This is a genomic window from Aliirhizobium smilacinae (genome assembly GCF_006335145.1).
GTDB lineage: Bacteria > Pseudomonadota > Alphaproteobacteria > Rhizobiales > Rhizobiaceae > Neorhizobium > Neorhizobium smilacinae.
Window position 1 is genome coordinate 137,109 of record NZ_VDMN01000008.1, and the last position, 23,155, is coordinate 160,263.

The 23,155-nt window shown below is 56.3% G+C and carries 24 protein-coding genes; 14 read left to right on the forward strand and 10 right to left on the reverse strand.

Going from position 1 to position 23,155, the window contains the following annotated elements:
• Positions 1–15: 15 nt before the first annotated feature.
• From rsmG to hemE, 6 genes are all read right to left on the reverse strand, one after another.
• Entirely contained in the window at positions 16–621 is a 606-nt protein-coding gene (gene rsmG / locus FHP24_RS25440) for a 16S rRNA (guanine(527)-N(7))-methyltransferase RsmG (protein ID WP_139679048.1), read from the reverse strand.
• Positions 615–2,492 carry a tRNA uridine-5-carboxymethylaminomethyl(34) synthesis enzyme MnmG gene (gene mnmG / locus FHP24_RS25445; RefSeq protein ID WP_394344671.1) on the reverse strand — a complete coding sequence of 626 codons (1,878 nt, stop codon included), beginning with the start codon at positions 2,490–2,492 and terminating at the stop codon, positions 615–617. Before mnmG ends, rsmG begins: the two co-directional genes overlap by 7 nt.
• A gap of 25 nt (positions 2,493–2,517) precedes the next feature.
• Positions 2,518–3,810 carry a tRNA uridine-5-carboxymethylaminomethyl(34) synthesis GTPase MnmE gene (mnmE, locus tag FHP24_RS25450; RefSeq protein ID WP_139679112.1) on the reverse strand — a complete coding sequence of 431 codons (1,293 nt, stop codon included), beginning with the start codon at positions 3,808–3,810 and terminating at the stop codon, positions 2,518–2,520.
• A gap of 79 nt (positions 3,811–3,889) precedes the next feature.
• The gene (rho, locus tag FHP24_RS25455; RefSeq protein WP_139679049.1) at positions 3,890–5,155 is read right to left on the reverse strand and encodes a transcription termination factor Rho; all 1,266 of its coding nucleotides are present in this window, start codon (positions 5,153–5,155) and stop codon (positions 3,890–3,892) included.
• 180 nt (positions 5,156–5,335) lie between these two features.
• Positions 5,336–5,881 (reverse strand): protoporphyrinogen oxidase HemJ, encoded by a 546-nt coding sequence (gene hemJ / locus FHP24_RS25460; protein ID WP_139679050.1) that lies wholly within the window; start codon positions 5,879–5,881, stop codon positions 5,336–5,338.
• On the reverse strand, positions 5,868–6,914 hold the full coding sequence (hemE, locus tag FHP24_RS25465) for a uroporphyrinogen decarboxylase (RefSeq protein ID WP_139679051.1): 1,047 nt from the start codon (positions 6,912–6,914) through the stop codon (positions 5,868–5,870). The genes hemJ and hemE overlap by 14 nt, the downstream gene beginning before the upstream one ends.
• A gap of 385 nt (positions 6,915–7,299) precedes the next feature.
• On the opposite strand from hemE, the gene FHP24_RS25470 reads away from it, so the two are divergent.
• Genes FHP24_RS25470 through dnaQ form a run of 5 tightly spaced genes read left to right on the forward strand, consistent with a single transcriptional unit; the run spans position 7,300 to position 10,897 of the window.
• On the forward strand, positions 7,300–8,121 hold the full coding sequence (locus FHP24_RS25470; protein WP_139679113.1) for a pyruvate, water dikinase regulatory protein: 822 nt from the start codon (positions 7,300–7,302) through the stop codon (positions 8,119–8,121).
• A 24-nt stretch (positions 8,122–8,145) separates the two neighbouring features.
• Positions 8,146–8,745 (forward strand): Maf-like protein, encoded by a 600-nt coding sequence (locus FHP24_RS25475; protein WP_139679114.1) that lies wholly within the window; start codon positions 8,146–8,148, stop codon positions 8,743–8,745.
• A complete protein-coding gene (locus FHP24_RS25480) occupies positions 8,738–9,598 on the forward strand; it encodes a shikimate dehydrogenase (protein WP_139679052.1) in 861 nt (286 codons plus the stop codon). The genes FHP24_RS25475 and FHP24_RS25480 overlap by 8 nt, the downstream gene beginning before the upstream one ends.
• Positions 9,595–10,200 (forward strand): dephospho-CoA kinase, encoded by a 606-nt coding sequence (gene coaE / locus FHP24_RS25485; RefSeq protein WP_139679053.1) that lies wholly within the window; start codon positions 9,595–9,597, stop codon positions 10,198–10,200. Before FHP24_RS25480 ends, coaE begins: the two co-directional genes overlap by 4 nt.
• The gene (gene dnaQ / locus FHP24_RS25490; protein WP_139679054.1) at positions 10,193–10,897 is read left to right on the forward strand and encodes a DNA polymerase III subunit epsilon; all 705 of its coding nucleotides are present in this window, start codon (positions 10,193–10,195) and stop codon (positions 10,895–10,897) included. Before coaE ends, dnaQ begins: the two co-directional genes overlap by 8 nt.
• Before the next feature lie 47 nt (positions 10,898–10,944).
• On the opposite strand, the gene secB is transcribed toward dnaQ, so the two are convergent.
• Together secB and FHP24_RS25500 are read right to left on the reverse strand one after the other, a co-directional pair.
• Positions 10,945–11,421 (reverse strand): protein-export chaperone SecB, encoded by a 477-nt coding sequence (secB, locus tag FHP24_RS25495; protein ID WP_139679055.1) that lies wholly within the window; start codon positions 11,419–11,421, stop codon positions 10,945–10,947.
• Between the two features lie 82 nt (positions 11,422–11,503).
• Complete coding sequence (locus FHP24_RS25500; protein ID WP_139679056.1) at positions 11,504–12,025, reverse strand: FxsA family protein; 522 nt, start codon at positions 12,023–12,025, stop codon at positions 11,504–11,506.
• Between the two features lie 119 nt (positions 12,026–12,144).
• Between FHP24_RS25500 and FHP24_RS25505 the strand changes: the two genes are divergently transcribed.
• The 5 genes from FHP24_RS25505 (at position 12,145) to gyrB (ending at position 17,454) form a co-directional block, all read left to right on the forward strand.
• Complete coding sequence (locus FHP24_RS25505) at positions 12,145–12,843, forward strand: Tim44/TimA family putative adaptor protein (protein ID WP_139679057.1); 699 nt, start codon at positions 12,145–12,147, stop codon at positions 12,841–12,843.
• Positions 12,840–13,964, forward strand: coding sequence for a murein transglycosylase A (mltA, locus tag FHP24_RS25510; RefSeq protein ID WP_139679058.1), 1,125 nt, complete (start codon positions 12,840–12,842; stop codon positions 13,962–13,964). The genes FHP24_RS25505 and mltA overlap by 4 nt, the downstream gene beginning before the upstream one ends.
• Positions 13,961–14,524: a Smr/MutS family protein gene (locus tag FHP24_RS25515; protein ID WP_139679059.1), complete on the forward strand. Its 564-nt coding sequence runs from the start codon at positions 13,961–13,963 to the stop codon at positions 14,522–14,524. The genes mltA and FHP24_RS25515 overlap by 4 nt, the downstream gene beginning before the upstream one ends.
• Positions 14,521–14,877, forward strand: coding sequence for a helix-turn-helix domain-containing protein (locus FHP24_RS25520; RefSeq protein WP_139679060.1), 357 nt, complete (start codon positions 14,521–14,523; stop codon positions 14,875–14,877). The genes FHP24_RS25515 and FHP24_RS25520 overlap by 4 nt, the downstream gene beginning before the upstream one ends.
• Positions 14,878–15,018: 141 nt before the next feature.
• A complete protein-coding gene (gene gyrB / locus FHP24_RS25525) occupies positions 15,019–17,454 on the forward strand; it encodes a DNA topoisomerase (ATP-hydrolyzing) subunit B (RefSeq protein ID WP_139679061.1) in 2,436 nt (811 codons plus the stop codon).
• 101 nt (positions 17,455–17,555) lie between these two features.
• On the opposite strand, the gene FHP24_RS25530 is transcribed toward gyrB, so the two are convergent.
• The gene (locus FHP24_RS25530) at positions 17,556–18,155 is read right to left on the reverse strand and encodes a nitroreductase family protein (RefSeq protein ID WP_139679062.1); all 600 of its coding nucleotides are present in this window, start codon (positions 18,153–18,155) and stop codon (positions 17,556–17,558) included.
• 188 nt (positions 18,156–18,343) lie between these two features.
• Between FHP24_RS25530 and FHP24_RS25535 the strand changes: the two genes are divergently transcribed.
• The 3 genes from FHP24_RS25535 (at position 18,344) to FHP24_RS25545 (ending at position 21,091) form a co-directional block, all read left to right on the forward strand.
• The gene (locus tag FHP24_RS25535) at positions 18,344–19,636 is read left to right on the forward strand and encodes a polyhydroxyalkanoate depolymerase (protein ID WP_139679115.1); all 1,293 of its coding nucleotides are present in this window, start codon (positions 18,344–18,346) and stop codon (positions 19,634–19,636) included.
• A 175-nt stretch (positions 19,637–19,811) separates the two neighbouring features.
• Positions 19,812–20,234, forward strand: a complete 423-nt coding sequence (locus FHP24_RS25540; RefSeq protein ID WP_139679063.1) for a DUF2852 domain-containing protein — start codon at positions 19,812–19,814, stop codon at positions 20,232–20,234.
• A gap of 95 nt (positions 20,235–20,329) precedes the next feature.
• Entirely contained in the window at positions 20,330–21,091 is a 762-nt protein-coding gene (locus tag FHP24_RS25545; RefSeq protein WP_139679064.1) for a M48 family metallopeptidase, read from the forward strand.
• Positions 21,092–21,156: 65 nt separating this feature from the next.
• Here FHP24_RS25545 and FHP24_RS25550 read toward each other — a convergent pair whose 3' ends face one another.
• A complete protein-coding gene (locus tag FHP24_RS25550) occupies positions 21,157–22,185 on the reverse strand; it encodes a cell wall hydrolase (RefSeq protein WP_246091940.1) in 1,029 nt (342 codons plus the stop codon).
• Between the two features lie 311 nt (positions 22,186–22,496).
• Between FHP24_RS25550 and FHP24_RS25555 the strand changes: the two genes are divergently transcribed.
• Positions 22,497–23,153 carry a phosphoribosylanthranilate isomerase gene (locus tag FHP24_RS25555; protein ID WP_139679065.1) on the forward strand — a complete coding sequence of 219 codons (657 nt, stop codon included), beginning with the start codon at positions 22,497–22,499 and terminating at the stop codon, positions 23,151–23,153.
• Positions 23,154–23,155 lie beyond the last annotated feature (2 nt).

Genomic DNA, 23,155 nt, shown 5'->3' on the forward strand with positions numbered 1-23,155 from the left:
GAACCCGCCTTACGGTTATGTCCGATGCAGATTACCGATCTCCAAGATAACCGAATCCGCTTGTATGGAACTTTGATGTCTTACCAAATCAAAACGCCAGCGACTATGCGCATTCTTCAGTTCGGATTCATAATCCCGACCTTTATGGAAGAAAGCTGTTGATTGCTGATCGAGTAACCAGGGCGAAGCATAACCTAAAAGCTTGTCCAGGTCAGCAAGTGCGCGCGCGGAGACGAAGTCGCATCGAGGAATCAGTTTGGGAGCATCCTCAATTCGAACCGCGTGGATTGTCCCTCTGGCCCCAGTCGACGCAATGGCAACACGCAGAAAGGCTGCCTTCTTCTGATTGCTCTCGACAAGATGTACCCAACCATCCTCGTATTCGGACAACAGGATTGCGGTGATGATACCAGGAAATCCGCCACCCGAACCCAGATCAACCCAGGTTCCGGCTTTGCCCGCAAGCCTGAATATCTGCGCGCTATCCGCTATATGGCGTTGCCACATATCATCCTGCGTTGAGGGCGCCACGAGGTTGATGGTCTTTGCCCATTTGCGAAACAAGTCGGCAAATTGCTGAAGCCGATCTTGCGTTTCACGTGAAACACCGGAAATCAAGATGCCTGCCTCATATTTCGTTCGGCCTTCCTAACAAGCGCCAAGAGCAACGTAACAGCCGCCGGCGTCATACCTTCGATCTTAGCCGCCTGCGCGATGGTGCGGGGTTGAGCACGCCGTAGCTTCAGTTTCAGTTCGTTCGATAAACCTGACACAATATCGAAATTAAACGAGTCTGGTATCTCCAGCGCCTCGTCCCTGCGAGCCGATCTTATGTCACTAGCCTGGCGTTCCATATAAACGGAATAACCGGCCTCGATCTCGAGAGCCTCCGCGATCTTTAGTGACAAATCCGATAACTCACCCCATATCTGTGTAAGACGAGCAATATCGATCTCAGGGTAGGAGAGTATTTCGTAAGCGCTGCGGCGCTGGCCATCCTTGTTCAGGTGTAACCCGTAGTGCGCCGCTTCATTCGGCGTCAAAGTAAATTCACGCAGTCGCTGACGGCCCGCGTCAAGCGCGCTGACATAAGTAGAGAACTTCGCTGAACGTGCTTCACCAACCAGTCCGAGTTCCACACCAAGTCCTGTCAGGCGCATATCTGCATTGTCCGAGCGAAGTGAAAGCCGGAATTCAGCACGAGATGTAAACATCCGATAGGGCTCGGTCACGCCGCGGCTAATAAGATCATCCACCATCACGCCGATATAGGAATCCGTTCGGCTGAAAATATGTGGCTGAATGCCCTGCGCACGGCGGGCTGCATTTAGCCCACCGACCAGCCCTTGAGCACCTGCCTCTTCATAACCTGTCGTACCGTTGATCTGCCCAACCAGAAACAAGCCTTTTATCGACTTCGTCTCCAGCCAGGGCTGCAGTTCTCTCGGATCGACGTGATCATATTCAATGGCATAACCCGGATGCAGGATCGTTACCGTCTCCAATCCGGGAATGGTGCTGATGAAAGCCGCCTGGACATCTTCCGGAAGCGATGTTGAGATTCCGTTTGGATAGACCGTAAAGTCATCAAGACCTTCCGGCTCAAGGAAAATCTGATGCCCGTCGCGTTCGCCGAAGCGGATGATTTTATCCTCGATGGAAGGGCAATAACGCGGGCCAACCCCCTCAATCTGTCCCGAATACATCGCAGAGAGATGAATATTATCGGCAATGATCTGATGCGTCTCAGCCGTTGTTCTAGTAACGCCGCAGGCAATCTGTGGATTGGTAATGCTATCCGTCATGAATGAGAAGGGCGTTGGAACTTCATCAGCCTCCTGCTTGTCGATCGAAGCCCAATCGATTGTCCGGCCGTCCAGTCGAGCTGGCGTACCGGTCTTCAATCGACCAAGAGCAAGTCCGTGCCGCTTCAATGTCTCGGAAATACCCAGTGACGGCGCTTCACCGGTTCGGCCGGCCGGGATTTTCTTCTGGCCGATATGGATGAGGCCACGCAGAAAAGTACCCGTGGCTAGAACAACAGAATTGCAGGAGATGCGACGTCCATCGGAGAGCTTCAGGGCAGCTACGGTGCCATCCTGCGTGATCTCGATATCGAACGCATCTCCTTCAACAACGGTCAGATTGGCATGATTTTCGATCTCCCGCTGCATGGCTTCGCGGTACAGCCGACGGTCTGCCTGGGTACGCGGACCCCGGACCGCGGGACCCTTCTTGCGGTTGAGCAAACGGAACTGGATGCCTGCAGCGTCAGCCACACGTCCCATCAACCCATCCAGCGCGTCGATCTCACGGACGAGATGTCCTTTTCCCAATCCACCGATTGCAGGATTGCAGGACATGACGCCGATGGTCTCGCGCTTGTGGGTTACCAAAGCCACGGATGCACCAACCCGCGCAGCCGCGCTTGCGGCCTCGCATCCGGCATGGCCGCCACCGACAACCACCACATCGAAGGTCATTTCTTCCATGAGAGCACCATGTGTTTCACGTGAATCATTTGCCAATGCAGAATTTCGAGAAGATCACATCCAGGAGATCTTCGACATCGACGCGGCCAGTAATCCTGCCCAGCTCGTCTCCGGCCGCCCGTAAAGCATCAGCCTTCAACTCAAGTCGGGGTTCATCTAATGCATCTTGAATGAATTTGGAAGCCAGAGCGATATGCTCCTGGTGCCTGTCCTTGCCTGCCAGAGACCCGACGTTCCAGCTTTCGCGTGCCAGATCCACAATAGCTTGGTGGATTTGATCCAATCCTTGACCAGTCACGGATGAAATACGTACGGCATCGGATGTATTATTCGGGTAAAGATCAGCCTTTGTTTCGACGTTCAGATAAGGGACGTCAAAGCCTTCATACACATCTAAGCCCGAACGCGCGTCTCTGAGATAGAGGATCATATCTGCTGAACGCGCGGCATCTTTGGCGCGCTTTATACCCTCTCGCTCGACGACGTCATCGGCGTCTCGAATACCAGCAGTGTCGTATAGCCGAACCAGATAACCTTCCATATCTAGTTCGACAGTCAGCACATCGCGTGTCGTACCGGCAATATCGGTGACGATCGCCACCTCGCGCTTCGCCATCGCATTCAGGAGGCTGGATTTCCCTGCGTTCGGAGCGCCTATAATAGCTACCTTGAACCCATTTCGAATAATCTCCGCCGACCTTGCAGAATTGGATGCGGCAGACATTTCCTTCATCAGAACAGCAAGATCGGTTCCGATGAGATCCGCAGCAGATTCCGGCGCATCTTCCTCATCGGCGAAATCCAACTCGGCCTCAATCATAGCCCTTGCATAGGTGAGACGCTCGGCCCATCCAAGATATTGCGCAGACAACGCGCCCATCCCGGTTTGAAGCGCCAGCTTTCGCTGCATTTCGGTTTCAGCCGATACCAGATCGGACAGGCCCTCTACTTCCACCAAGTCAAGCCGACCGTGTTCGAACGCACGTCGAGCAAATTCACCTGCCTCAGCCTGGCGCAGGCCCAGTTCCCGCAATGTCTCCGAAATCGCATTCACGACTGCGCGGCTGCCATGAACCTGCAATTCGGCGCAATCTTCCCCCGTGAATGAGTTGGGAGCTGGAAAATAAAGCACCAGTCCTTGATCCAGCACCTCACCGTTTCGTTTCCGAATCGTTCGAAGGCTCGCCAGACGCGCTGGCGGCAACGATCCTGCGACAGCCGCGAGCACATTGCTGGTCAGCGATCCACTGATGCGAATTACGGCCACACCTGCAGGGGGCTGGCCACTGGAGAGCGAGAAGATCGTTGCCTGTGTCATGTCTTCGTCCATATCCACAAAAGACAAAGGCGCCCGAAATTCGGGCGCCTGCAAAACCATTGGTGAATCCGGCTAAGGATTACGTGTTCATCGAATCGAAGAAGTCGCCGTTGTTCTTCGTCTGCTTCAACTTGTCGATCAGGAATTCGATCGCATCTGTTGTTCCCATCGGTGCAAGGATACGGCGAAGAACGAATATCTTCTGCAGATCCTGCCGCGGAACGAGCAGGTCTTCCTTACGCGTACCGGACTTGAGGATATCCATCGCCGGGAAGATACGCTTGTCGGCGACCTTGCGGTCAAGCACGATTTCCGAGTTGCCGGTACCCTTGAATTCTTCGAAGATGACTTCGTCCATGCGGCTGCCGGTATCGATCAGTGCCGTCGCGATGATCGTCAGCGATCCACCTTCCTCGATGTTACGGGCGGCACCGAAGAAGCGCTTCGGACGTTGCAGCGCATTTGCATCCACGCCACCCGTCAGGACCTTGCCCGAGGACGGTACGACAGTGTTGTAGGCGCGGCCGAGACGGGTGATCGAATCGAGCAGGATGACGACGTCACGGCCGTGCTCGACAAGACGCTTGGCCTTCTCGATGACCATTTCAGCCACCTGTACGTGACGCACTGCCGGCTCGTCGAAGGTAGACGAGACAACTTCGCCCTTCACCGAGCGCTGCATGTCCGTCACTTCTTCCGGACGTTCGTCGATCAGAAGAACGATGAGATAACATTCCGGATGATTGGCGGTAATCGAATGCGCAATGTTCTGCAGCAATACGGTCTTACCAGTACGCGGCGGCGCAACAATCAGGCCGCGCTGGCCTTTGCCGAGCGGTGCGACCAGATCAATAACACGCGCGGAATTGTCCTTCGACGTCGGGATTTCGAGTTCCATCTTGAACCGCTCGTTCGGGTAGAGCGGTGTCAGGTTGTCGAAATGCACCTTGTGCCTGATCTTCTCGGGATCATCGAAATTGATCGTGTTGACCTTGAGCAGAGCGAAATAACGTTCGCCCTCCTTCGGCCCGCGGATCGGTCCCTCGACGGTATCGCCTGTCTTCAGCGAAAACCGGCGGATCTGCGACGGAGAGATGTAGATGTCATCAGGGCCTGGCAGGTAGTTCGCATTGGCGGAGCGCAGGAAACCGAAACCGTCCTGCAGAACCTCGACCACGCCTTCGCCGATGATTTCGACATCCTGGCTGGCAAGAACCTTCAAAATTGCGAACATCAACTCCTGCTTGCGCATGGTGCTGGCGTTTTCGACTTCCAGCGATTCCGCGAAAGTCAGCAAATCAGTCGGGGATTTGCTCTTGAGTTCTTGAAGCTTCATTTCAGCCATGAAGAAGGGGACCACTTGAGAAAATATAAGGGAAATTGGGCGTGTTGGTGAAAATCGCTTCCGCGGAGATATCCGGGGACAACGGCAGTTACACGCATGCCACGAAAAGGAGGTGACGGGAAAATAGCGATTCCCGCCCCAAGCCGCAAGAGGCTTATGCAGAAAAACGCAAGCCCTGTTTTAGAACGGCTTTACGATGACGAGAATCACGATCGCAATCATCAGCACCGTCGGTACCTCGTTCCATATCCGCCAGTATCTTGCAGGGCGTCTGGGCTTGTCCGCGGCGAAGTCACGAACTGCGCGGCTGAAAAGCACATGCACCCCCGTCAACGCGACAACCATGGCGATTTTGCCGTGAAGCCATCCACCCTGAAACCCGTAGATATCCCAGGCGAGGTAAAGTCCAAGAACCCAGCTTATCATCATTGCCGGGTTCATGATGACCTTAAGCAGCCGCCTTTCCATCATCTTGAACGTTTCCGAACGTTCGGATCCGATCGGCGCATCCGAATGATAGATGAAAAGCCGCGGCAGATAGAGAAGTCCTGCCATCCAGGACATCACGGCGATGACGTGAAACGCCGTCACATAGAGGATGAAATCATCCGGCCTCAGAACGTAGGTCAGCGCCAGGATGAGAAGAAATATCCCCAGCGCGATGAAAGCGCGTGCCTTGGCCTTGCCGCCGGCGCCCTGATCGCCGATTTCCTCACGCGGAGCCATCGGTTACTCCCCTGACCCGGTTCACGAGCCGGGTGACATTTTGAGGATCCGCATCCGGAGTGATCCCGTGGCCCAGATTGAAGATCAAAGGTCCGTTACCAAGCGCCTGCAGGATGGCATCAATGCCGTCATCAAGCGCCTGACCGCCGACCACGACCCGCATCGGATCGAGATTTCCCTGAACCGGGCCTTCCTTCTGCAGCTCAGTTGCGAATGACAGAGGCACGCTCCAGTCCAGCCCGATCGCATCGGCGCCGGTCTTCTGTCGGTAATGGCGTAGGTTCATCCCCGCCCCCTTGGCAAAGGCGATGATGCGTGCATTCGGCCGCTTGCTGCGCACGATCTCGATCATCCTCGCAACCGGCTTGATCGCAAACGCTTTGAATTCCGCTTCACCGAGAACACCGGCCCAGGAATCGAAGATCTGAACCGCATCCGCGCCCGCATCGATCTGGGCAACGAGATATTCGGCGGAAATCTCAGCGAGAAAAGCGAGCAGATGTTCGAGCGCCTTGCGGTCACGATAACCGAACAGGCGGGCAGGGGCTTGATCGGGCGTACCGTGGCCGGCAATCATGTAGGTCGCAACGGTCCATGGAGCCCCACAGAAGCCGAGAAGGGTAGTTTCTGGTGGCAGCTCCCGCCTCAGGCGTTTCACCGCTTCCAGCACGGGTGACAGGTGCGTAAGAACACCGTCCGGCTTCAGCGAATAGATACCTGCCGGATCGATCGGATCCATCTGCGGTCCTTCGCCGGGCGTGAACCGAACCTGCCTGTTCAAGGCATCCGGAATGACCAGGATATCCGAGAAGAGAATGGCCGCATCGAATGCATAACGCCTGATCGGCTGGAGGGTGACCTCAACAGCCAGATCAGGCGTATAACAGAGATCGAGGAACCCACCCGCCGCCTGGCGCGTTGCCCGGTACTCGGGAAGATAACGCCCGGCCTGTCTCATGAGCCAAAGCGGAGGAGGGCTTACAGTTTTTCCCTCCAGCACCTCTACGATCTTCCTTTTCACAGACAACGGCATCTATCCCTATTTAAAGAATCTATTTTAATCTGTTTTCTATTTCTTAGAGTCGGTGAGTATCAAGGATTAAAGTCAGACCCCAGGTTAACCAGAATTTCGCCGTCATCTGTGGATTGCGATAAAATCGTTGCTCGGGATTCTGGAGTTTTGCGGATGGTCTCGATTCTTCCAAGTGATTCAATCACCTGCAGGAACCCCTATCTGTAGACAACATGTGGATAAGTTTGACAGAGATGACAATTGTCCACGCAAATCACATCCTCCCGCTCCAACAATCCCAATGACCGCTAATTGTGGAAAAACAGGCGGTTTTCCCAAGCCCTGCCCCTCCCTTCGGCAAGAGGGGCTGTCTGTCCCGAGTTATCAACAAACGGTAAAGAATAACGTGGAGAACCGGAAAAACTTCTTCCACCTGCACCTCGTTTCTGACTCCACCGGCGAGACATTGATCTCTGCCGGCCGAGCTGCTGCTGCGCAATTCCAGAACAGTTATGCGCTTGAACACGTCTATCCGCTGATCAGGAACAGGAAGCAGCTCGCCTCGGTGCTGGATGCGGTCGATGCTGAACCCGGCATTGTTCTCTACACAATCGTCGACCAGGATCTCGCATCGCTGATCGATCTTCGATGCAGGGAAATGGGTGTCCCCAGTGTGAATGTGCTGGAACCCGTAATAGCAGCATTCCAGACATATCTGGGTGCACCGTCGCGCCGTCGTGTTGGCGCGCAACATGCCCTGAACGATGAATATTTCGCCAGGATCGAGGCGTTGAACTTCGCGATGGACCATGATGACGGTCAGATGCCGGAGACGTATGATGAAGCCGACGTAGTCATTATCGGCATTAGCCGTACTTCCAAGACACCGACAAGCATCTATCTGGCAAACCGGGGCATCAAAACGGCCAATATCCCGATCGTTCCCGGGGCCGAGCTTCCGAACGCTCTTTATAACGCCACACGGCCATTGATTGTCGGCCTCATTGCCACCACCGACCGCATTTCTCAGGTTCGGGAAAACCGCGAACTCGGCAGTTCCCAGGGCCTCGATCGGAATACCTATACCGATCGTGCAAGCATCAACGAGGAACTCAAATATGCTCGGGCGCTTTGCGCGCGAAACAACTGGCCGATTATCGATGTTTCCCGTCGTTCCATCGAGGAGACCGCAGCAGCAATTCTTGCCCTTCGCCCGAGGCTCAGATAATCCCGAGTTCGTTTTCCCTTGGAGATGATACCTGAAGTGACAATCGTCCTTGCCTCCTCAAGCCCTTTTCGTCGCATGTTGCTGCAAAATGCCGGTCTGTCATTCGAGTCACGCGCAGCCGATATCGATGAAAGGCAGATAGAGGCCTCTGCAGACCATGGTGGTCCCGAAATTGTCGCCGGAGTTCTGGCCAAGGCGAAAGCGCAGGATGTATCGCGCCATTTTGCCGATGCGCTCGTTATCGGCTCCGACCAGACCATGTCTCTGGCAGATCGCGTCTATCACAAGGCGACGAACCGGGCGGAAGCTCGGGAAACCCTGATGTCGCTATCCGGCCGGACCCACCGATTGAACAGCGCGGTTGCCATCGTGCTGAACGGAAATGTGGTCTGGGAGCACATTTCCTATGCCGAGCTTACCGCTCGCAACCTGTCGGAAGAATTCGTCGACCGATATCTCGACAGGATTGGCGACAAGGCATTTTCCAGCGTGGGTGGCTACCAGCTGGAAGGGGAGGGTATTCATCTTTTCTCAGCCATCGATGGCGACTATTTTACCATTCTCGGCCTGCCCATGCTTCCCCTTCTGGAAGAATTGCGCCGCCTGGGAGCGATCGATGGCTGATCCACGCGAAAACGCATCACCCGCCGCGTTCGTGACCGGCTGGCCGATAAAACATTCCCGGTCCCCGATTATTCATCGTCACTGGTTGAAGCGATATGGACTGTCGGGAAGTTATGATGCCGTCGCGGTTTCCGAACCCGACTTCGCGGTTTTCATCGAAACACTGAAGAACGGCACTAACGGTTTTCGCGGCGGCAACGTCACGATCCCGCACAAGGAAGCCGCTTTTCGGCACAGTGACCGGCCCGATGAGCTGGCAAAGGAACTTGGCGCCGCCAATACACTCTGGCTGAATGAAGGCCAGGTCCATGCGACAAACACCGACGGATACGGATTTACCGCCAATCTCGACGATTGCCACCCCGGCTGGGACAAGGTTGATCGCGCCGTTATTCTGGGTGCCGGCGGCGCAAGCCGCGCGGTAATCCAATCTGTTCGAGATCGCGGGATCGGCGAAATCCACGTCGTCAACAGGACCGCCTCGCGTGCCAGGGAACTCGCGGACCGCTTCGGCTCGAAAATCCATGCCCATGGATTGCCTGCTTTGGCCGAGGTGATGGTTGGTGCGGGATTGTTCGTCAACACGACATCGCTCGGGATGGATGGAGAGGAATCCACCCCCATCGATTTTTCGAGCCTGCAAGCCGGTGCCCTGGTTACGGATATTGTTTATGTTCCGCTCGAAACACCAATCCTGAAACAGGCAAGGGAACAGGGTTTCCCGACGGCCGATGGGTTGGGGATGCTTCTGCATCAGGCCGCGCCCGGGTTTGAAAAATGGTTCGGCCGCCGTCCAATCGTCGACGAAGCCCTGCGTCAACTCATTCTTCAGGATATTCAGGCGAAGCGATGATTGTGATCGGATTGACCGGATCGATCGGCATGGGCAAGACGACCACGGCCGGCATGTTCAAGGACGAAGGTATTCCGGTCAACGACTCCGACGCCGTCGTGCACGACCTCTATAAAACAGACGCTGTTGATCCCGTCGGCAAGGCTTTTCCGGGCTCGATCCGGGACGGTGCCGTCAACAGGGCCGAACTGGCGCGACAGCTTACGCAGGATCCGGGTGGTTTCAGCCGGCTGGAAAAAATCGTGCATCCCTTGGTCAGAGAGAGGGAAAGACAGTTTCTTGAAACTCATCGATTGGCAGGAGAAGACCTCGTTCTTCTGGATATCCCGCTGCTTTTCGAAACAGGCGCAGAAAAACGCGTCGATGTCATTGTGGTCGCAACCTGTGATCCACAGATACAACGGCAGCGCGTTCTTGCCAGACCGGGCATGACAGAGGAGAAGTTCAAGCTGATCCTCGATCGCCAGGTGCCTGATTCACAGAAACGGCAACGCGCGAATTTTGTCGTCGATACAGGCGGCGGCCTGGAGCAGGCAAGAAAGCGGGTGAAACAGATCATCACCCTTCTGCGGTCAGGTATACGGAGCGAAAGACATGCGTGACATCATTTTCGATACGGAAACGACCGGGCTTGAATCGAAGCAGGACCGCATCATCGAAATCGGCGGCGTCGAGCTGATCAACAATTTCCCGAGCGGAAGAACGCTTCACCTGTTCATCAATCCGGGCGATCGCAAGGTTCATCCGGATGCTTTGGCCGTCCATGGCATCACAGACGATTTCCTGAAGGATAAACCGGGCTTTGCCGACGTCGTTCAGGAAATCATCGAATTTTTCGATGGCGCAAGGTGGATCGCCCATAACGCCACCTTCGATATGGGCTTCATCAACGCGGAGTTCGATCGCATAGGCCTGCCGCCGGTGCCGTCCGATCAGGTCGTCGATACGCTGGCTATGGCGCGTCGCAAGCATCCGATGGGTCCCAACTCGCTCGACGCTCTCTGCCGTCGTTACGGGATAGATAACGCGCATCGCACCAAGCACGGCGCTCTACTCGACTCCGAATTGCTGGCTGAAGTCTATATCGAGATGAACGGGGGTCGGCAGGCTGCTCTCGGATTGGGTAGTTCGGAACAGGCAACCCAGGTTACTGAGGCCGATGATACGATCATCGTCGTAAATCATGAACGCCCGAGAGCGTTGCAGACTCGCTTGACGACGCAGGATATCGAAGCCCACGCTTCAATGATCGGATCGATGAAAGCCAAGGCGATCTGGCAGAAATTCCGTCAGGGATGAGGATAAAAAATAAGCCCGGATTTTCCGGGCTTATTTGGTATTGCTTATCAGCTGTTAAGTGGCTGAACCTTGGCGCGGGCCTGTTCTTCGGCCATGCGCTGCGAAAACATCTGGGCAAAATCGATCGGATCGATCATCAGCGGCGGGAAACCGCCGTTGCGGGTGACGTCTGCGATGATCTGACGCGCGAACGGGAACAGCAGGCGCGGGCATTCGATGAACAGAACCGGCAGCATGTGTTCCTGCGGGAAACCGGTAATGCGGAAAACGCCGCCATAAACAAGCTCGGCAGCAAACACGACCTTGTCTCCATCCTTGGCTTCGGCGTTCAGCGAAAGAACGACATCGAAATCGTTATCCGACAACGGGTTGGCGTTGACGTTCACACCGATATTGATGTTCGGCGCATTGTCACGTGCCTGAAGTGAACGGGGTGCACCCGGATTTTCGAAGGAAAGGTCTTTGGTGTATTGGGCGAGAATGTTGAGAGAAGGGCTCGCCGACTGCGTGTTTTCGTCTGCCATGGGATATCCTCAGGACTGATGTGTTGAGGCCGCATAACATCTAGGCTTTTCGCTTACAACCCGTTCCACCCCTGCCGGATGGTCACGGATCGCGATCGATGCCCTTTGACCACGGCGAAGAGGTATTCGGACCGGAGTTTCGATGAAACTCCTCTTCGTCGAGATCGACGACCTTACTTGGAGCATTCGGGCTTTCGCGCGGCGGATCTGTGGGACGGGTATATCCACTTCTGCCGCGGGATCCGACCACGACAACGCGGCGGCCGATCAGCGACCATAGGAACATTCTGACAAAAGGAATGAAAAGGGCGATGCCGACTATATCGGTGATGAAACCGGGCAGCAGCAGCAGGATGCCCGCAACGACGATCATCGCTCCGTCCACAACTGAACCCGCAGGAATTTGCCCCTGTTTGCTTTCCTGAGAAAGTTTTTTGAGCAGATGCAGACCCTGTTGTCTCATCAGAAAGGCACCGAGCAATCCGGTCCCTATGACGAGGGCAAGTGTCGACCATAGGCCGAGTGCGCGTCCGACGACGACGAAACCGGCAATTTCGGCCAAAGGCCAGGCAAGCAGTAGGCTAAAAGCAAAAAAAGGGCGCATGATCCAATGAACGTTGAACAGGTGGTTTCGTGGGCTCACACCTTCGCTATTTGAAGATGGCTTAATGCAGACTATATGATGATGTGAACTCAACTTTTAAACAGTAATCGCGGGTTATTATGGGCTCCAACGACTTCATTACACTCTTTTTCCTTGTTGCGGCCGTCCTGATTTTCCTGCAACTGCGCAGCGTACTCGGGCGTCGGACAGGAAATGAGAAGCCGCCGGAAACTTACGCCCCGCGGGAAGCGCTGAAAAATCCCGGTGCGACGGATGATGGCAAGGTTGTGACCTTGCCGCGCCGTGAGGCCGGCGAGGAAGATCAGCGCTTCGCGGAAGCGGATGCGCTTTCGAAGCCAGGCAGCGAATTGAACGAATCACTCAAGTCCCTGATCAAGGCGGATTCGTCGTTCCAGCCAAAGGAATTTCTCAACGGTGCCAAGATGGCCTACGAGATGATCGTCATGGCATTCGCCGATGGGGATAGAAAAACGCTGAAAGGCCTTCTTTCCAAGGAAGTCTTCGACGGTTTCGATGCCGCCATTCGCGAGCGTGAGGCACGTGGTGAGGTAGTGAAGTCCACTTTCGTCGGCATAGACAAGTCAGCCTTCACCCACGCGGCTCTCAAGCAATCCGAAGCCCAGGTGACTGTTCGCATCGTCAGCCAGCTGATTTCCGCCACCTTCGACAAGGACGGAAAGCTGATCGACGGCGATCAGGAAACGGTTGCCGAGGTCACCGATATCTGGACCTTTGCCAGGGACGTCCGCTCGAAGGATCCAAACTGGAAACTGATCGCGACCGAATCCGAACAATGAGCCTGACTTCGCCAGGATACCGCCTGTCTCCCGTATCCTTCAGCGACCTTCCCGGTTGGGAAAAGGACGATCCTCGCGCCCTGCTTGAGGGCATGGCGCGATGTCTATCCCATATACGCGGTGTCAAGCCTTATCGCACAGGCTCCCTCGGCCTTTCGGCCGACGATCTGCTGCCGCTGCTGAACGCAGCTGCTGACACATCGGCAGATATGAGCGCTGCCGAAGCGCGGTTTCTTTTCGAACAGAATTGCATTCCTTTTCACATCGAGCGCGCTGATGCACAGCCGGGGCTGGTAACCGCTTTCTACGAGCCGGAAGTCGATGTCTCGGCAGAACCAGACAGCGCTTTCGCCTATCCGTTTTACTTCCGCCCGGATGACCTCATCGATCTCGACGAAAAAAACCGTCCTGCACATGTGGACTCCGGCTACATGTTCGGCCGGATGACTGCGTCCGGAGTGACGGAATACCCCGATCGAAAGGCCATTGACCAGGGCCTGCTCGACGGCCGCGCCCTCGAAATCGCCTGGGCCCGGTCGAAGGTCGATGTCTTTTTCGCGCATATCCAGGGAGCGGCAAGGCTTCGTTATCCGGATCGCAGCATCCGCAGGATCACTTACGCCGCAAAAGCCGGACATCCTTTTTCACCGATCGGCAAGCTGCTGATCGATCTCGGCGAGATCGACCGCGAGCGCATTTCCATGCAAAGCATCAGGAAATGGCTGGCAGAGAATCCGGCTAAGGTTGATGAGATACTCTGGCATAACCGCTCCTACATCTTCTTTCGGGATGCAGATGTTTCAGACGATGCGCTCGGTCCGGTTGCCGCGGCCAAGGTGCCGCTGATTGCCGGACGCTCGCTTGCCGTTGATCGCCTGATCCATACCTTCGGTTATCCATTTTTCGTCTCTGCGCCGAGTTTGCACCATCTGGATGATGGCCAACCATTCGCCCGACTGATGCTGGCGCTCGACACCGGATCGGCTATTGTCGGTCCAAGCCGCGGCGATATTTTTACCGGTTCGGGATATGAAGCCGGTGAAAACGCCGGAACGGTCAGGAACGAAGCTGATTTCTACATCCTGGTCCCCAAGGCGGCTGCAGGCAGGTTTGGAGCATGAGCGGCGGGCGTAAACTCAATCCCGAAGAACGTATCCTCTGGGGCAAGGTGGCAAAGTCCACTCGCGCCTTTCCGGAGCGCCGCAGCGATCTCATTGCCTTCGAGGCCGAGGTGGTCGCCCGTGCCGCAGAGGCGGAGAAATCGGCGCCCTCGCTGCCGAGGGAGGTTCCCGAAAAGCAGGCGGAGCAGGGCCGAACAGCAAAAAAGCCGGCCGGTTATCACCACCCTCTGGAAAAACCGACAAAAAAGAAACTTGCAAAGGGCCGCCTGGCGATCGAGGCGCGTCTCGATCTTCACGGGCTGTTTCAGGGCGAGGCCCACGATCTCCTCCTCGATTTCATTTACCGGGCACATGAACGAGGCTTGCGCCATGTTCTGGTCATTACCGGCAAGGGTAGCTCGATGGGCAGTGAGGGTGCCTTGCGGCGCGCAGTACCACTCTGGTTCTCGAAGGCCGAGTTTCGTTTCCTCATATCGTCTTACGAATGGGCGGCACAGCACCACGGGGGCGATGGCGCGCTCTACGTGCGTTTGGCGCGTACCGGAAGGGTGGAGCCGTGACACCCTTCGGCAGTGCGATGCGCGAATTGCGCCAGCGCAAAGGTATCACGCAGCGCGCTCTGGCACAGGCCATCGGTGTAACACCGGCCTATCTTTCGGCTCTGGAGCATGGTCACCGCGGCCGACCCACCTTTGAACTTCTGCAGCGTATTGCCGGCTACTTCAATATCATCTGGGATGAGGCCGACGACCTGTTTCGGCTGGCGGATACGTCCGATCCGAAGGTCGTGATCGACACTGCAGGCCTGCCGCCGGAATACACTCTGCTGGCCAACCAGCTGTCGAAACGGATTAGCACTTTGACGCCGGAGATGGTAGAAGAGATCAACAGGCTCTTGGAGAGCCCTCAATAGCCATTTTTCTCGGGAAGATCCACGGCTTTCCTGCCATAATGGCGTGCTCAACCTTTAGAAGCCGCTCACGATTTCCTATATTCACAACGGAAAAGCGGTGATTCGCGCGTCACTGAGAAAAACCAACCTGGAAGAAGCTGAATGACCGATCTACCCGCCAGCGAAAATGGTGCGAGTGCAGAATATGGTGCCGATTCGATCAAGGTCCTCAAGGGCCTCGACGCGGTCCGCAAGCGTCCTGGCATGTATATCGGCGATACCGATGACGGGTCGGGTCTCCATCACATGGTTTACGAAGTCGTCGACAACGCGATCGACGAAGCCCTCGCCGGCCACGCGGATATTGTCACGGTAACGCTCAATGCGGACGGTTCGGTCACCGTAACCGACAATGGCCGTGGTATCCCGACGGATATTCACACCGGCGAAGGTGTCTCGGCGGCAGAGGTCATCATGACCCAGCTTCACGCCGGCGGTAAGTTCGACCAGAATTCCTACAAGGTCTCCGGTGGTCTTCACGGTGTGGGCGTGTCGGTGGTGAACGCACTCTCGGTCTGGCTCAAGCTCAGGATCCGCCGCAACGGCAAGGTTCATGAGATCACCTTCACCCACGGCGTTGCCGACGCACCGTTGAAGGTGATCGGTGACTACGAAGGTCGGTCGGGCACGGAAGTCACTTTCCTCGCAAGCACCGAAACCTTCACAATGACCGAGTTCGACTACAACACGCTCGAACATCGACTGCGCGAACTTGCCTTCCTAAACTCTGGTGTCCGAATCCGCCTCACGGATCGCCGCAAGCCGGACGTCAGGGAAGAAGAAATGCTCTATGACGGCGGTCTCGAAGCATTCGTCAAATATCTCGATCGTTCCAAGAAGCCGCTGGTTGAAAAGCCGGTTGCGATCAAGGGCGAAAAGGACGGGATGACCGTCGAAGTCGCCATGTGGTGGAACGACAGCTATCATGAGAACGTGTTGTGCTTCACCAACAATATTCCGCAACGGGATGGCGGCACGCATATGGCTGGTTTCCGCGGCGCGCTGACGCGCCAGATCACGTCCTATGCGGATACGTCGGGCATCATGAAGCGCGAAAAGGTCTCCCTGACGGGGGATGACTGCCGCGAGGGTCTGACTGCGGTCCTGTCGGTCAAGGTGCCGGATCCCAAATTCTCGTCGCAGACCAAGGACAAGCTGGTTTCCTCCGAAGTCCGCCCGGTCGTGGAAAGCCTTGTCAACGAGGCGCTGAGCTCATGGCTTGAAGAACATCCGGCCGAGGCGAAGATCCTGGTCGGCAAGGTGGTTGAAGCTGCCGTTGCCCGCGAAGCCGCCCGCAAGGCCCGTGAACTGACCCGCCGCAAGGGTGTTCTCGATATCGCATCTCTGCCGGGCAAGCTGGCGGATTGCTCAGAACGGGATCCGTCCAAATCCGAAGTCTTCCTCGTCGAGGGTGATTCGGCAGGCGGTTCGGCCAAGCAGGGCCGTTCGCGTGAAAACCAGGCGATCCTTCCTCTGCGCGGCAAGATCCTCAATGTCGAGCGGGCGCGCTTCGACAAGATGTTGTCCAGCCAGGAAATCGGCACGCTGATTACGGCGCTCGGCACATCAATCGGCAAGGATGAGTTCAACGCGGACAAGCTGCGTTACCACAAGATCATCATCATGACGGACGCTGACGTCGATGGAGCGCATATTCGGACGCTTCTTCTGACGTTCTTCTTCCGCCAGATGCCGGAACTGATCGAGCGTGGCCACATCTATATCGCCCAACCACCGCTTTATAAGGTCTCCCGTGGCAAGTCCGTTCAATATCTGAAGAACGAAACCGCGCTCGAAGAATACCTGATCACCATGGGTATCGAGGAAGCAACACTGACGCTTGGTTCGGGCGAGGTGCGTGCCGGCCAGGATATGCGTGAAGTCATTCACGACGCACAGCGAATTCGCTCGCTGATCGACGGCCTTCATTCCCGCTATAATCGCTCCATCGTTGAACAGGCCGCAATCGGCGGTGCTCTCAATCCGGAATTGACGGATAACCGCGAGCGCGCCCAGCAGACTGCTGACGAAGTCGCCAAGCGACTGGATTTGATTGCGGAAGAAACCGAGCGCGGTTGGAGCGGACATGTAACGGACGAGGGTGGTCTCCGTTTCGAGCGTATGGTCCGCGGCGTTCGCGAAGCTGCATTCATTGATAACGCGCTGATCGGCTCCGCTGATGCCCGCTATCTCGACCAGCTCTCGAGCCGCCTGCAGGATATCTACCGCACGCCGCCGGTTCTTGCCCGCAAGGATGGGCAGCTGGAGATTTCCGGCCCCCGCGCACTTCTCGATGCGATCTTTGCGGCCGGCCGCAAGGGGCTTTCCATGCAGCGATATAAGGGCCTTGGCGAAATGAATGCCGAGCAGCTCTGGGAAACGACGCTCGATCCGAACGTCCGTTCATTGCTGCAGGTCAGGGTGAATGATGCGACCGACGCGGATAGCCTCTTCGCACGCCTGATGGGCGATGAGGTGGAGCCTCGCCGCGAGTTTATCCAGGAAAATGCCTTGAGCGTTGCCAACCTCGATATCTGAGGTACAGAATTTCATTCGATAATTCGAAACGGGGCCGGAAGGCCCCGTTTTTGCATCCGGCTAGCGATTCACGTGAAACATATTTTGGGATCGCGGTGCAATCATGGATTGCCGGTAAACTTTCCTTCGAAGGCGATGTCCGAGACCGGTTTGCGACCGCTCGGTACTTCCCGCTCCTGAAGGTCCTCCGGAAGAGTATTTCTATCGGCGATGCGACCGATAGCCGCCGCCGCTTCCACCCTGAAACCGTCCGGAAGCTGAAGCACCTCGACAGCTTTGTCTCTGTCAAAACCCTCCATGCCATGCGCGTGGTAACCCAGTTTCATCGCCTGGCAGATCACCGAAAACCATGCGGCACCCGTATCGTAGGAATGGGTATAGGCGGGCTTGCGTTCCCCATCGGAAGAAACCCGATAGCTCTTGGAGACAACGATTATCAGAGCTGCGGCATTCCTAGCCCAGCGCTGGTTTCCGGGAACGAGAAGATCGAGGATCGTCTCAAAAGCTGGCGTTCCGCGCAAACCATAGATGAAGCGCCATGGCTGGTTGTTGCCGGATGATGGCGCCCAATGCGCGGCATCGAGAATGGTCAGGATCGTATCGCGGTCCATCGTCTCGTCCGTGAAGGCGCGCGGCGACCAGCGATCGAGAAAATAGGCGTCGATCGGGAATTCGGATGTGCGGGAATTACTGCTGGTCATGAAACTCTCCGTTATTGTTGCTTGGAACATAAGCTCCATACAACCATTGGCAATCATCAGGTCATCTCTGTGCAGGTGACAAGCCGGTGCGCATCCGTCATAGATGAAGGAAGGGCGGGAGGCGCTCCAACAGGAAGCATGGGGATTTGTGAGGGGAGGAGTGCACGGCCATGAAAGGCAGCGCGATCATGTTCTACCAACTGTATGAGATGAACCACGCCGCCATGGCGCCTTTCCGCGCGGGTGCGGAAGCGCTTCGCTACGTCTCGAGCAATCCGCTCAATCCTCTTTCGCAAACGGTTTTGGGTCGAACCCTTACCGCAAGTCTCGAAGTCTTCGAGCGTGCGACGCGACGTTATGCCAAACCCGTTTTCGGCCTTGACGAGACCATCGTGGATGGCAAACCGGTTGCCGTGACGGAAGAGATCGTCTGGTCGAAGCCGTTCTGCAATCTGTTGCATTTCAAGCGCGATCTTCCGCCGTCACACGGTCCCGATCAGAAGATATTGCTGGTCGCTCCCATGTCCGGACATTATGCGACGCTGCTGCGTGGAACGGTGGAAGCGCTGCTGCCTCATGCGGAGCTATACATAACCGATTGGGTTGATGCCCGTGTGGTGGCGGTCACCGAAGGCGGCTTCGATCTTGATGATTACATCGATTACATCATCGAGATGCTGCATAAGCTGGGTCCCGGCGCGCATGTTGCCGGCGTCTGCCAGCCTTCGGTCCCCGTACTTGCCGCTGTGGCGATCATGGAGACAAGGAAGGATCCGATGCTGCCCGCCTCGATGATCCTGATGGGCGGTCCGATCGACACACGTATCAATCCGACTGCAGTCAACAAGCTTGCGAATGAGCATCCGCTCGAGTGGTTCAAGGACAACGTCATCATGACGGTGCCGTTCCCCCAGGCCGGCTTCATGCGTCCGGTCTATCCCGGCTTCCTGCAGCTCTCCGGCTTCATGTCGATGAACATGGATCGCCATGTCATGGCGCATCGTGAGTTTTTCGATCATCTCGTCAAGAATGACGGCGAATCTGCCGAAAAACATCGTGAATTTTATGACGAATATCTCGCCGTCATGGACCTCACCGAAGAATTCTATCTCCAGACGGTCGATACCGTCTTCATCCGTCACTCCCTGCCCAAGGGCGAGATGATGCATCGCGATGTCCCGGTGGACACGACTGCCATTCGCAATGTCGCGCTGATGACTGTCGAGGGCGAGAACGACGATATTTCTGGTGCGGGACAGACGGACGCCGCACACACGATATGCCCCAATATTCCGGACAGTAGGCGCCTTCACTACATACAGCCGGATGTAGGACATTACGGCGTGTTCAACGGCTCCCGCTTTCGCCAGGAAATCGCACCGCGGATCGTTGAGTTCACACGACTGAATGCCAGGGATCAGGCAGATGGTGCGGCGACCAAGCCCCGCCGCAGCCGAAAAAGCGGACCTAAACCCGGTTAAGTCATGTCGCGCGAATGCGTGTGACCTCCACGCTATTCAGCTAAATTCTGGCTTATATTGCCGCATGTTATCGGATTTAATCTTTGTTCGTCTTGAAGCGCGATCCGGGGCTCACCAAATCGATTCCCGTCGGGCTGGCATACGGCCACCCGCTGTAACCCTAAGGGTGTAACCCATGAACCAGTCTGCATTGATACGTCCGGGTTGGACGCCGGCCACCATTGCTCTCATGGTGCTCGGTTTTGTCGTCTTCTGGCCGCTCGGCCTAGCCATGCTCGCCTATATCATATTCGGGGATCGACTTCACGGCTTCAAGCGTGATGCCAATGATCGCGCCGACAAATGGTTCGCCGGTTGCCGCAAGGCGACCAGCCGATACAACACGCATTTCTCGACCGGCAACGTCGCATTCGACGATTGGCGCAAGGCCGAGCTGGATCGTCTGGATGAAGAACGCCGCAGGCTTGATGAGATGCGGGAAGATTTCGATACCTATGCGCGCGAGCTTCGCCGCGCCAAGGATCAGGAAGAGTTCGACCGTTTCATGCGCGATCGCAAGAACCGCCCCTCCAGTGATCAGCCGGTCGTCGACGTCTGACATCGACGCGGGTGCTGCTGAATAAGGGCCGGTGCCTCCAGGGGCGCCGGCTTTTTTGATGGGAAGAATCCTGAGGAATCGGATAAGGAAGAAACATGTTCGCGCTCCTCAAGAAGCCAGTTCGCCGCTCACCCAAACCGCTCCAGACAGTCAAGCGCACTCTGGCCGTGGGTGATCGGGCTATGCCCCTGACCATCAAGGAGAATAGCCGCGCAACCCGCATCACTTTGAGGATCGAGCCAGGCGGCAGGGCGCTCAATCTCACCATACCGGTGGGGTTGAAGCATTACGAGGTGGATGACTTTCTCGCTCGTCATGAGGGCTGGCTTAGAACGAAGCTGGCCAAGTTCTCGCTGGACAATCCCATTCGCCCCGGCGGACGGATTTCCATCCGTGGCGTCGACCACCGCATCGAGCATACCGGATCTTTACGGGGCATCACGGAAGCTGTGGTGATCGATGGGGAACCTGTCCTGAAAGTGAGCGGCCTCGAAGATCATATGGGCCGAAGAATCTCGACCTTCCTCAAGAAGGAAGCGCGCCACGACCTCGAATCACTCGCCCGACGTCATGCCGCCGCGATCCGCAAGCCGATTGCGTCCGTGTCGATGAAGGATACACGCAGTCGCTGGGGGTCGTGTTCCTGGGACGGAAACCTCAGTTTCTCATGGCGCATCGTCATGGCGCCGCCACTGATCATCGATTACCTCGCTGCACACGAGGTCGCTCATCTCAAGGAGATGAACCACGGCCCGAAATTCTGGGCACTGTGCAAGGAACTATGCCCGAGGATGGAGGAGGCGCGGCGCTGGTTGAAACTGCACGGCTCGCAGCTTCACGCTATCGATTTCAGCTAAAGAAATGCCAGCAGAAGTGGGAGCAGGTTTGGCGTCCGTGTGAAGGCTGCGGAATAGCCGCGGGCCTAACGCCAGTCGCTGGTCCGCATCATCCAGTTTTCCTGGCTCGGGCCTGATACGGGTTCGGCCATTGCCATTCCGGCACCGGGGCGCTTCTGCACATTCGGCCGTGCGGCAGGGACCGGAATTTTCGCACCGCTCTCGAGGCTGGTCTGGTAGAGGCGTGCCTGGGTGTAGGAAGAATTCTGAGGCGCGGAATAGGCGGTGTCGAATGCCTCTTCCATGCTGGACCGCGCGATCGCTGCTGTGATCACTGGTGCGAGCGGGGGCATGGAAGCATGCGCTGCAGGCTGCTCGGAAACAGTACCACGTGCTCCCTTTTCCGCCGCAGCAACGACCGGGCCGGCTGCAGGAACAGAAGCGGCTGCCACCTGTGCAGCTGCTGCGGCCGCACTTGCAGCCTCGGCGAGAACGGATGACGACAGGGCAGGGTTCTGCTCTGGATCGTTGGATGCATAGGCAAGAATATAGCTGTTGGCAGGCTTAGGCTCCGCCGTCTGCAGATTGCCGTCCTCGTCACGCTTTTCATAGAACACGTTACCGCCGGCAGCGGCGACGTAATGCATGTTATTATACGGGAACGAATATCCCTGGGTATGGAAGAACATCGCGCTCTTCACATCCGGATGTCGCGCACCTTTGAGAACGGCATCCGCAGCAGTGTTGAGATCAGGCGCCGTGGCCTCATCCATCTTGCGGGTCATTACGCCTGGGGCGAACTGGTTCTTCTGCGCAACGACACCACAGATCGACGGCGGGTAGATGCCGGACGTCAGCCGGTTCATGATCACGCTGCCGACGGCGAGAAAGCCGGTTTCGCTTGTCCGTTTGGACTCGAAATACATCGCGCGCTTCAGGCATTCGCGATCGGCATTCGTGTAGCTGTAGACCGCCTTTTTCGACGCAGCACCGGATGTCGCCAGATTGGTCGATTTGGCTTTGCCGTCCACCGACGAGATCGTCTGTGTGCTGTTGCACGCCGTAAGCATGCCGCCAGCAGCCAGACATAAAGCTGCCCGCATAGCAGCTGTCATTACACTCGTCATTGGACCCCGCCAAAAAATTTCAAAAATCATCTGGTTGCGGAATAAGGTACCTCAATTCAGTTCGTTTATCAATTATCTTTCATAATCTGCCAAAGCCCGGAAATTCCGTTCCTTTTTCACTTTCGCCGATGATAAACTTTCATGAGTGAAAACTGATATGTCAGGCATTCACGAAGCGTGAGCTAGTCCCGATTCGGGTCAATCAACCGCAATCCGCCCTTCCCGAATGCCGCAATACGATCCGCCTTCCGGCACAAAAGATTCTCGACTCCGTGGGCATTTCGTGTCACTCCGCGGTCATGAAACTCGACGTCAAGATTTGTGGGTTGAAGACGGCGGAAACCGTGGAGCGCGCGGTTGCACGAGGCGCTACCCATATCGGCTTCATCTTCTTCGAAAAGAGCCCGCGAAATATCTCGCCCGATGTCGCCGGAGACCTTGCCGACAAGGTTCGCGGCCGGGTCAAGATTGTCGCGGTCACAGTTGATGCCAATGACGAGGAACTGGACGATATCGTCTCGCTTTTGAGGCCGGATATACTCCAGCTTCATGGCCATGAAAGCCCGGAACGCATCCTGCATATCAAGGCACTATACGGGCTGCCGGTGATGAAGGTGTTCTCTGTCCGGGAACAGGCCGATCTCGATCGCATCGATCGGTTCATCGGTGTCGCCGATCGCTTTCTTTTCGATGCCAAGGCACCGAAAGGTTCGGAGCTTCCGGGCGGCAACGGCGTTTCCTTTGACTGGAACCTGATGGCTTCGCTTGACGAAGGCGTGGATTACATGCTTTCCGGGGGGCTGAACAAGGATAATGTCGCTGTCGCGATCGCGTCTACGCGGGCAACCGGTATCGATGCGTCGTCCGGAGTAGAAAGCGCACCGGGCGTAAAAGACATTGGAATGATCGACGCGTTTTTTGATGCAATCGCCGATGCGACGGCAAAAAGACGCTGAAG

Bases quoted from the DNA above. Each gene is read 5' to 3' on its own strand.
- mnmG (WP_394344671.1), bottom strand. From the start codon at position 2,492: ATGGAAGAAATGACCTTCGATGTGGTGGTTGTCGGTGGCGGCCATGCC.
- mnmE (WP_139679112.1), bottom strand. From the start codon at position 3,810: ATGACACAGGCAACGATCTTCTCGCTCTCCAGTGGCCAGCCCCCTGCA.
- rho (WP_139679049.1), bottom strand. From the start codon at position 5,155: ATGGCTGAAATGAAGCTTCAAGAACTCAAGAGCAAATCCCCGACTGAT.
- hemJ (WP_139679050.1), bottom strand. From the start codon at position 5,881: ATGGCTCCGCGTGAGGAAATCGGCGATCAGGGCGCCGGCGGCAAGGCC.
- hemE (WP_139679051.1), bottom strand. From the start codon at position 6,914: ATGCCGTTGTCTGTGAAAAGGAAGATCGTAGAGGTGCTGGAGGGAAAA.
- FHP24_RS25475 (WP_139679114.1), top strand. From the start codon at position 8,146: ATGATACCTGAAGTGACAATCGTCCTTGCCTCCTCAAGCCCTTTTCGT.
- FHP24_RS25480 (WP_139679052.1), top strand. From the start codon at position 8,738: ATGGCTGATCCACGCGAAAACGCATCACCCGCCGCGTTCGTGACCGGC.
- coaE (WP_139679053.1), top strand. From the start codon at position 9,595: ATGATTGTGATCGGATTGACCGGATCGATCGGCATGGGCAAGACGACC.
- dnaQ (WP_139679054.1), top strand. From the start codon at position 10,193: ATGCGTGACATCATTTTCGATACGGAAACGACCGGGCTTGAATCGAAG.
- secB (WP_139679055.1), bottom strand. From the start codon at position 11,421: ATGGCAGACGAAAACACGCAGTCGGCGAGCCCTTCTCTCAACATTCTC.
- FHP24_RS25500 (WP_139679056.1), bottom strand. From the start codon at position 12,025: ATGCGCCCTTTTTTTGCTTTTAGCCTACTGCTTGCCTGGCCTTTGGCC.
- FHP24_RS25505 (WP_139679057.1), top strand. From the start codon at position 12,145: ATGGGCTCCAACGACTTCATTACACTCTTTTTCCTTGTTGCGGCCGTC.
- mltA (WP_139679058.1), top strand. From the start codon at position 12,840: ATGAGCCTGACTTCGCCAGGATACCGCCTGTCTCCCGTATCCTTCAGC.
- FHP24_RS25515 (WP_139679059.1), top strand. From the start codon at position 13,961: ATGAGCGGCGGGCGTAAACTCAATCCCGAAGAACGTATCCTCTGGGGC.
- gyrB (WP_139679061.1), top strand. From the start codon at position 15,019: ATGACCGATCTACCCGCCAGCGAAAATGGTGCGAGTGCAGAATATGGT.
- FHP24_RS25530 (WP_139679062.1), bottom strand. From the start codon at position 18,155: ATGACCAGCAGTAATTCCCGCACATCCGAATTCCCGATCGACGCCTAT.
- FHP24_RS25535 (WP_139679115.1), top strand. From the start codon at position 18,344: ATGTTCTACCAACTGTATGAGATGAACCACGCCGCCATGGCGCCTTTC.
- FHP24_RS25540 (WP_139679063.1), top strand. From the start codon at position 19,812: ATGAACCAGTCTGCATTGATACGTCCGGGTTGGACGCCGGCCACCATT.
- FHP24_RS25545 (WP_139679064.1), top strand. From the start codon at position 20,330: ATGTTCGCGCTCCTCAAGAAGCCAGTTCGCCGCTCACCCAAACCGCTC.
- FHP24_RS25550 (WP_246091940.1), bottom strand. From the start codon at position 22,185: ATGACAGCTGCTATGCGGGCAGCTTTATGTCTGGCTGCTGGCGGCATG.
- FHP24_RS25555 (WP_139679065.1), top strand. From the start codon at position 22,497: ATGAAACTCGACGTCAAGATTTGTGGGTTGAAGACGGCGGAAACCGTG.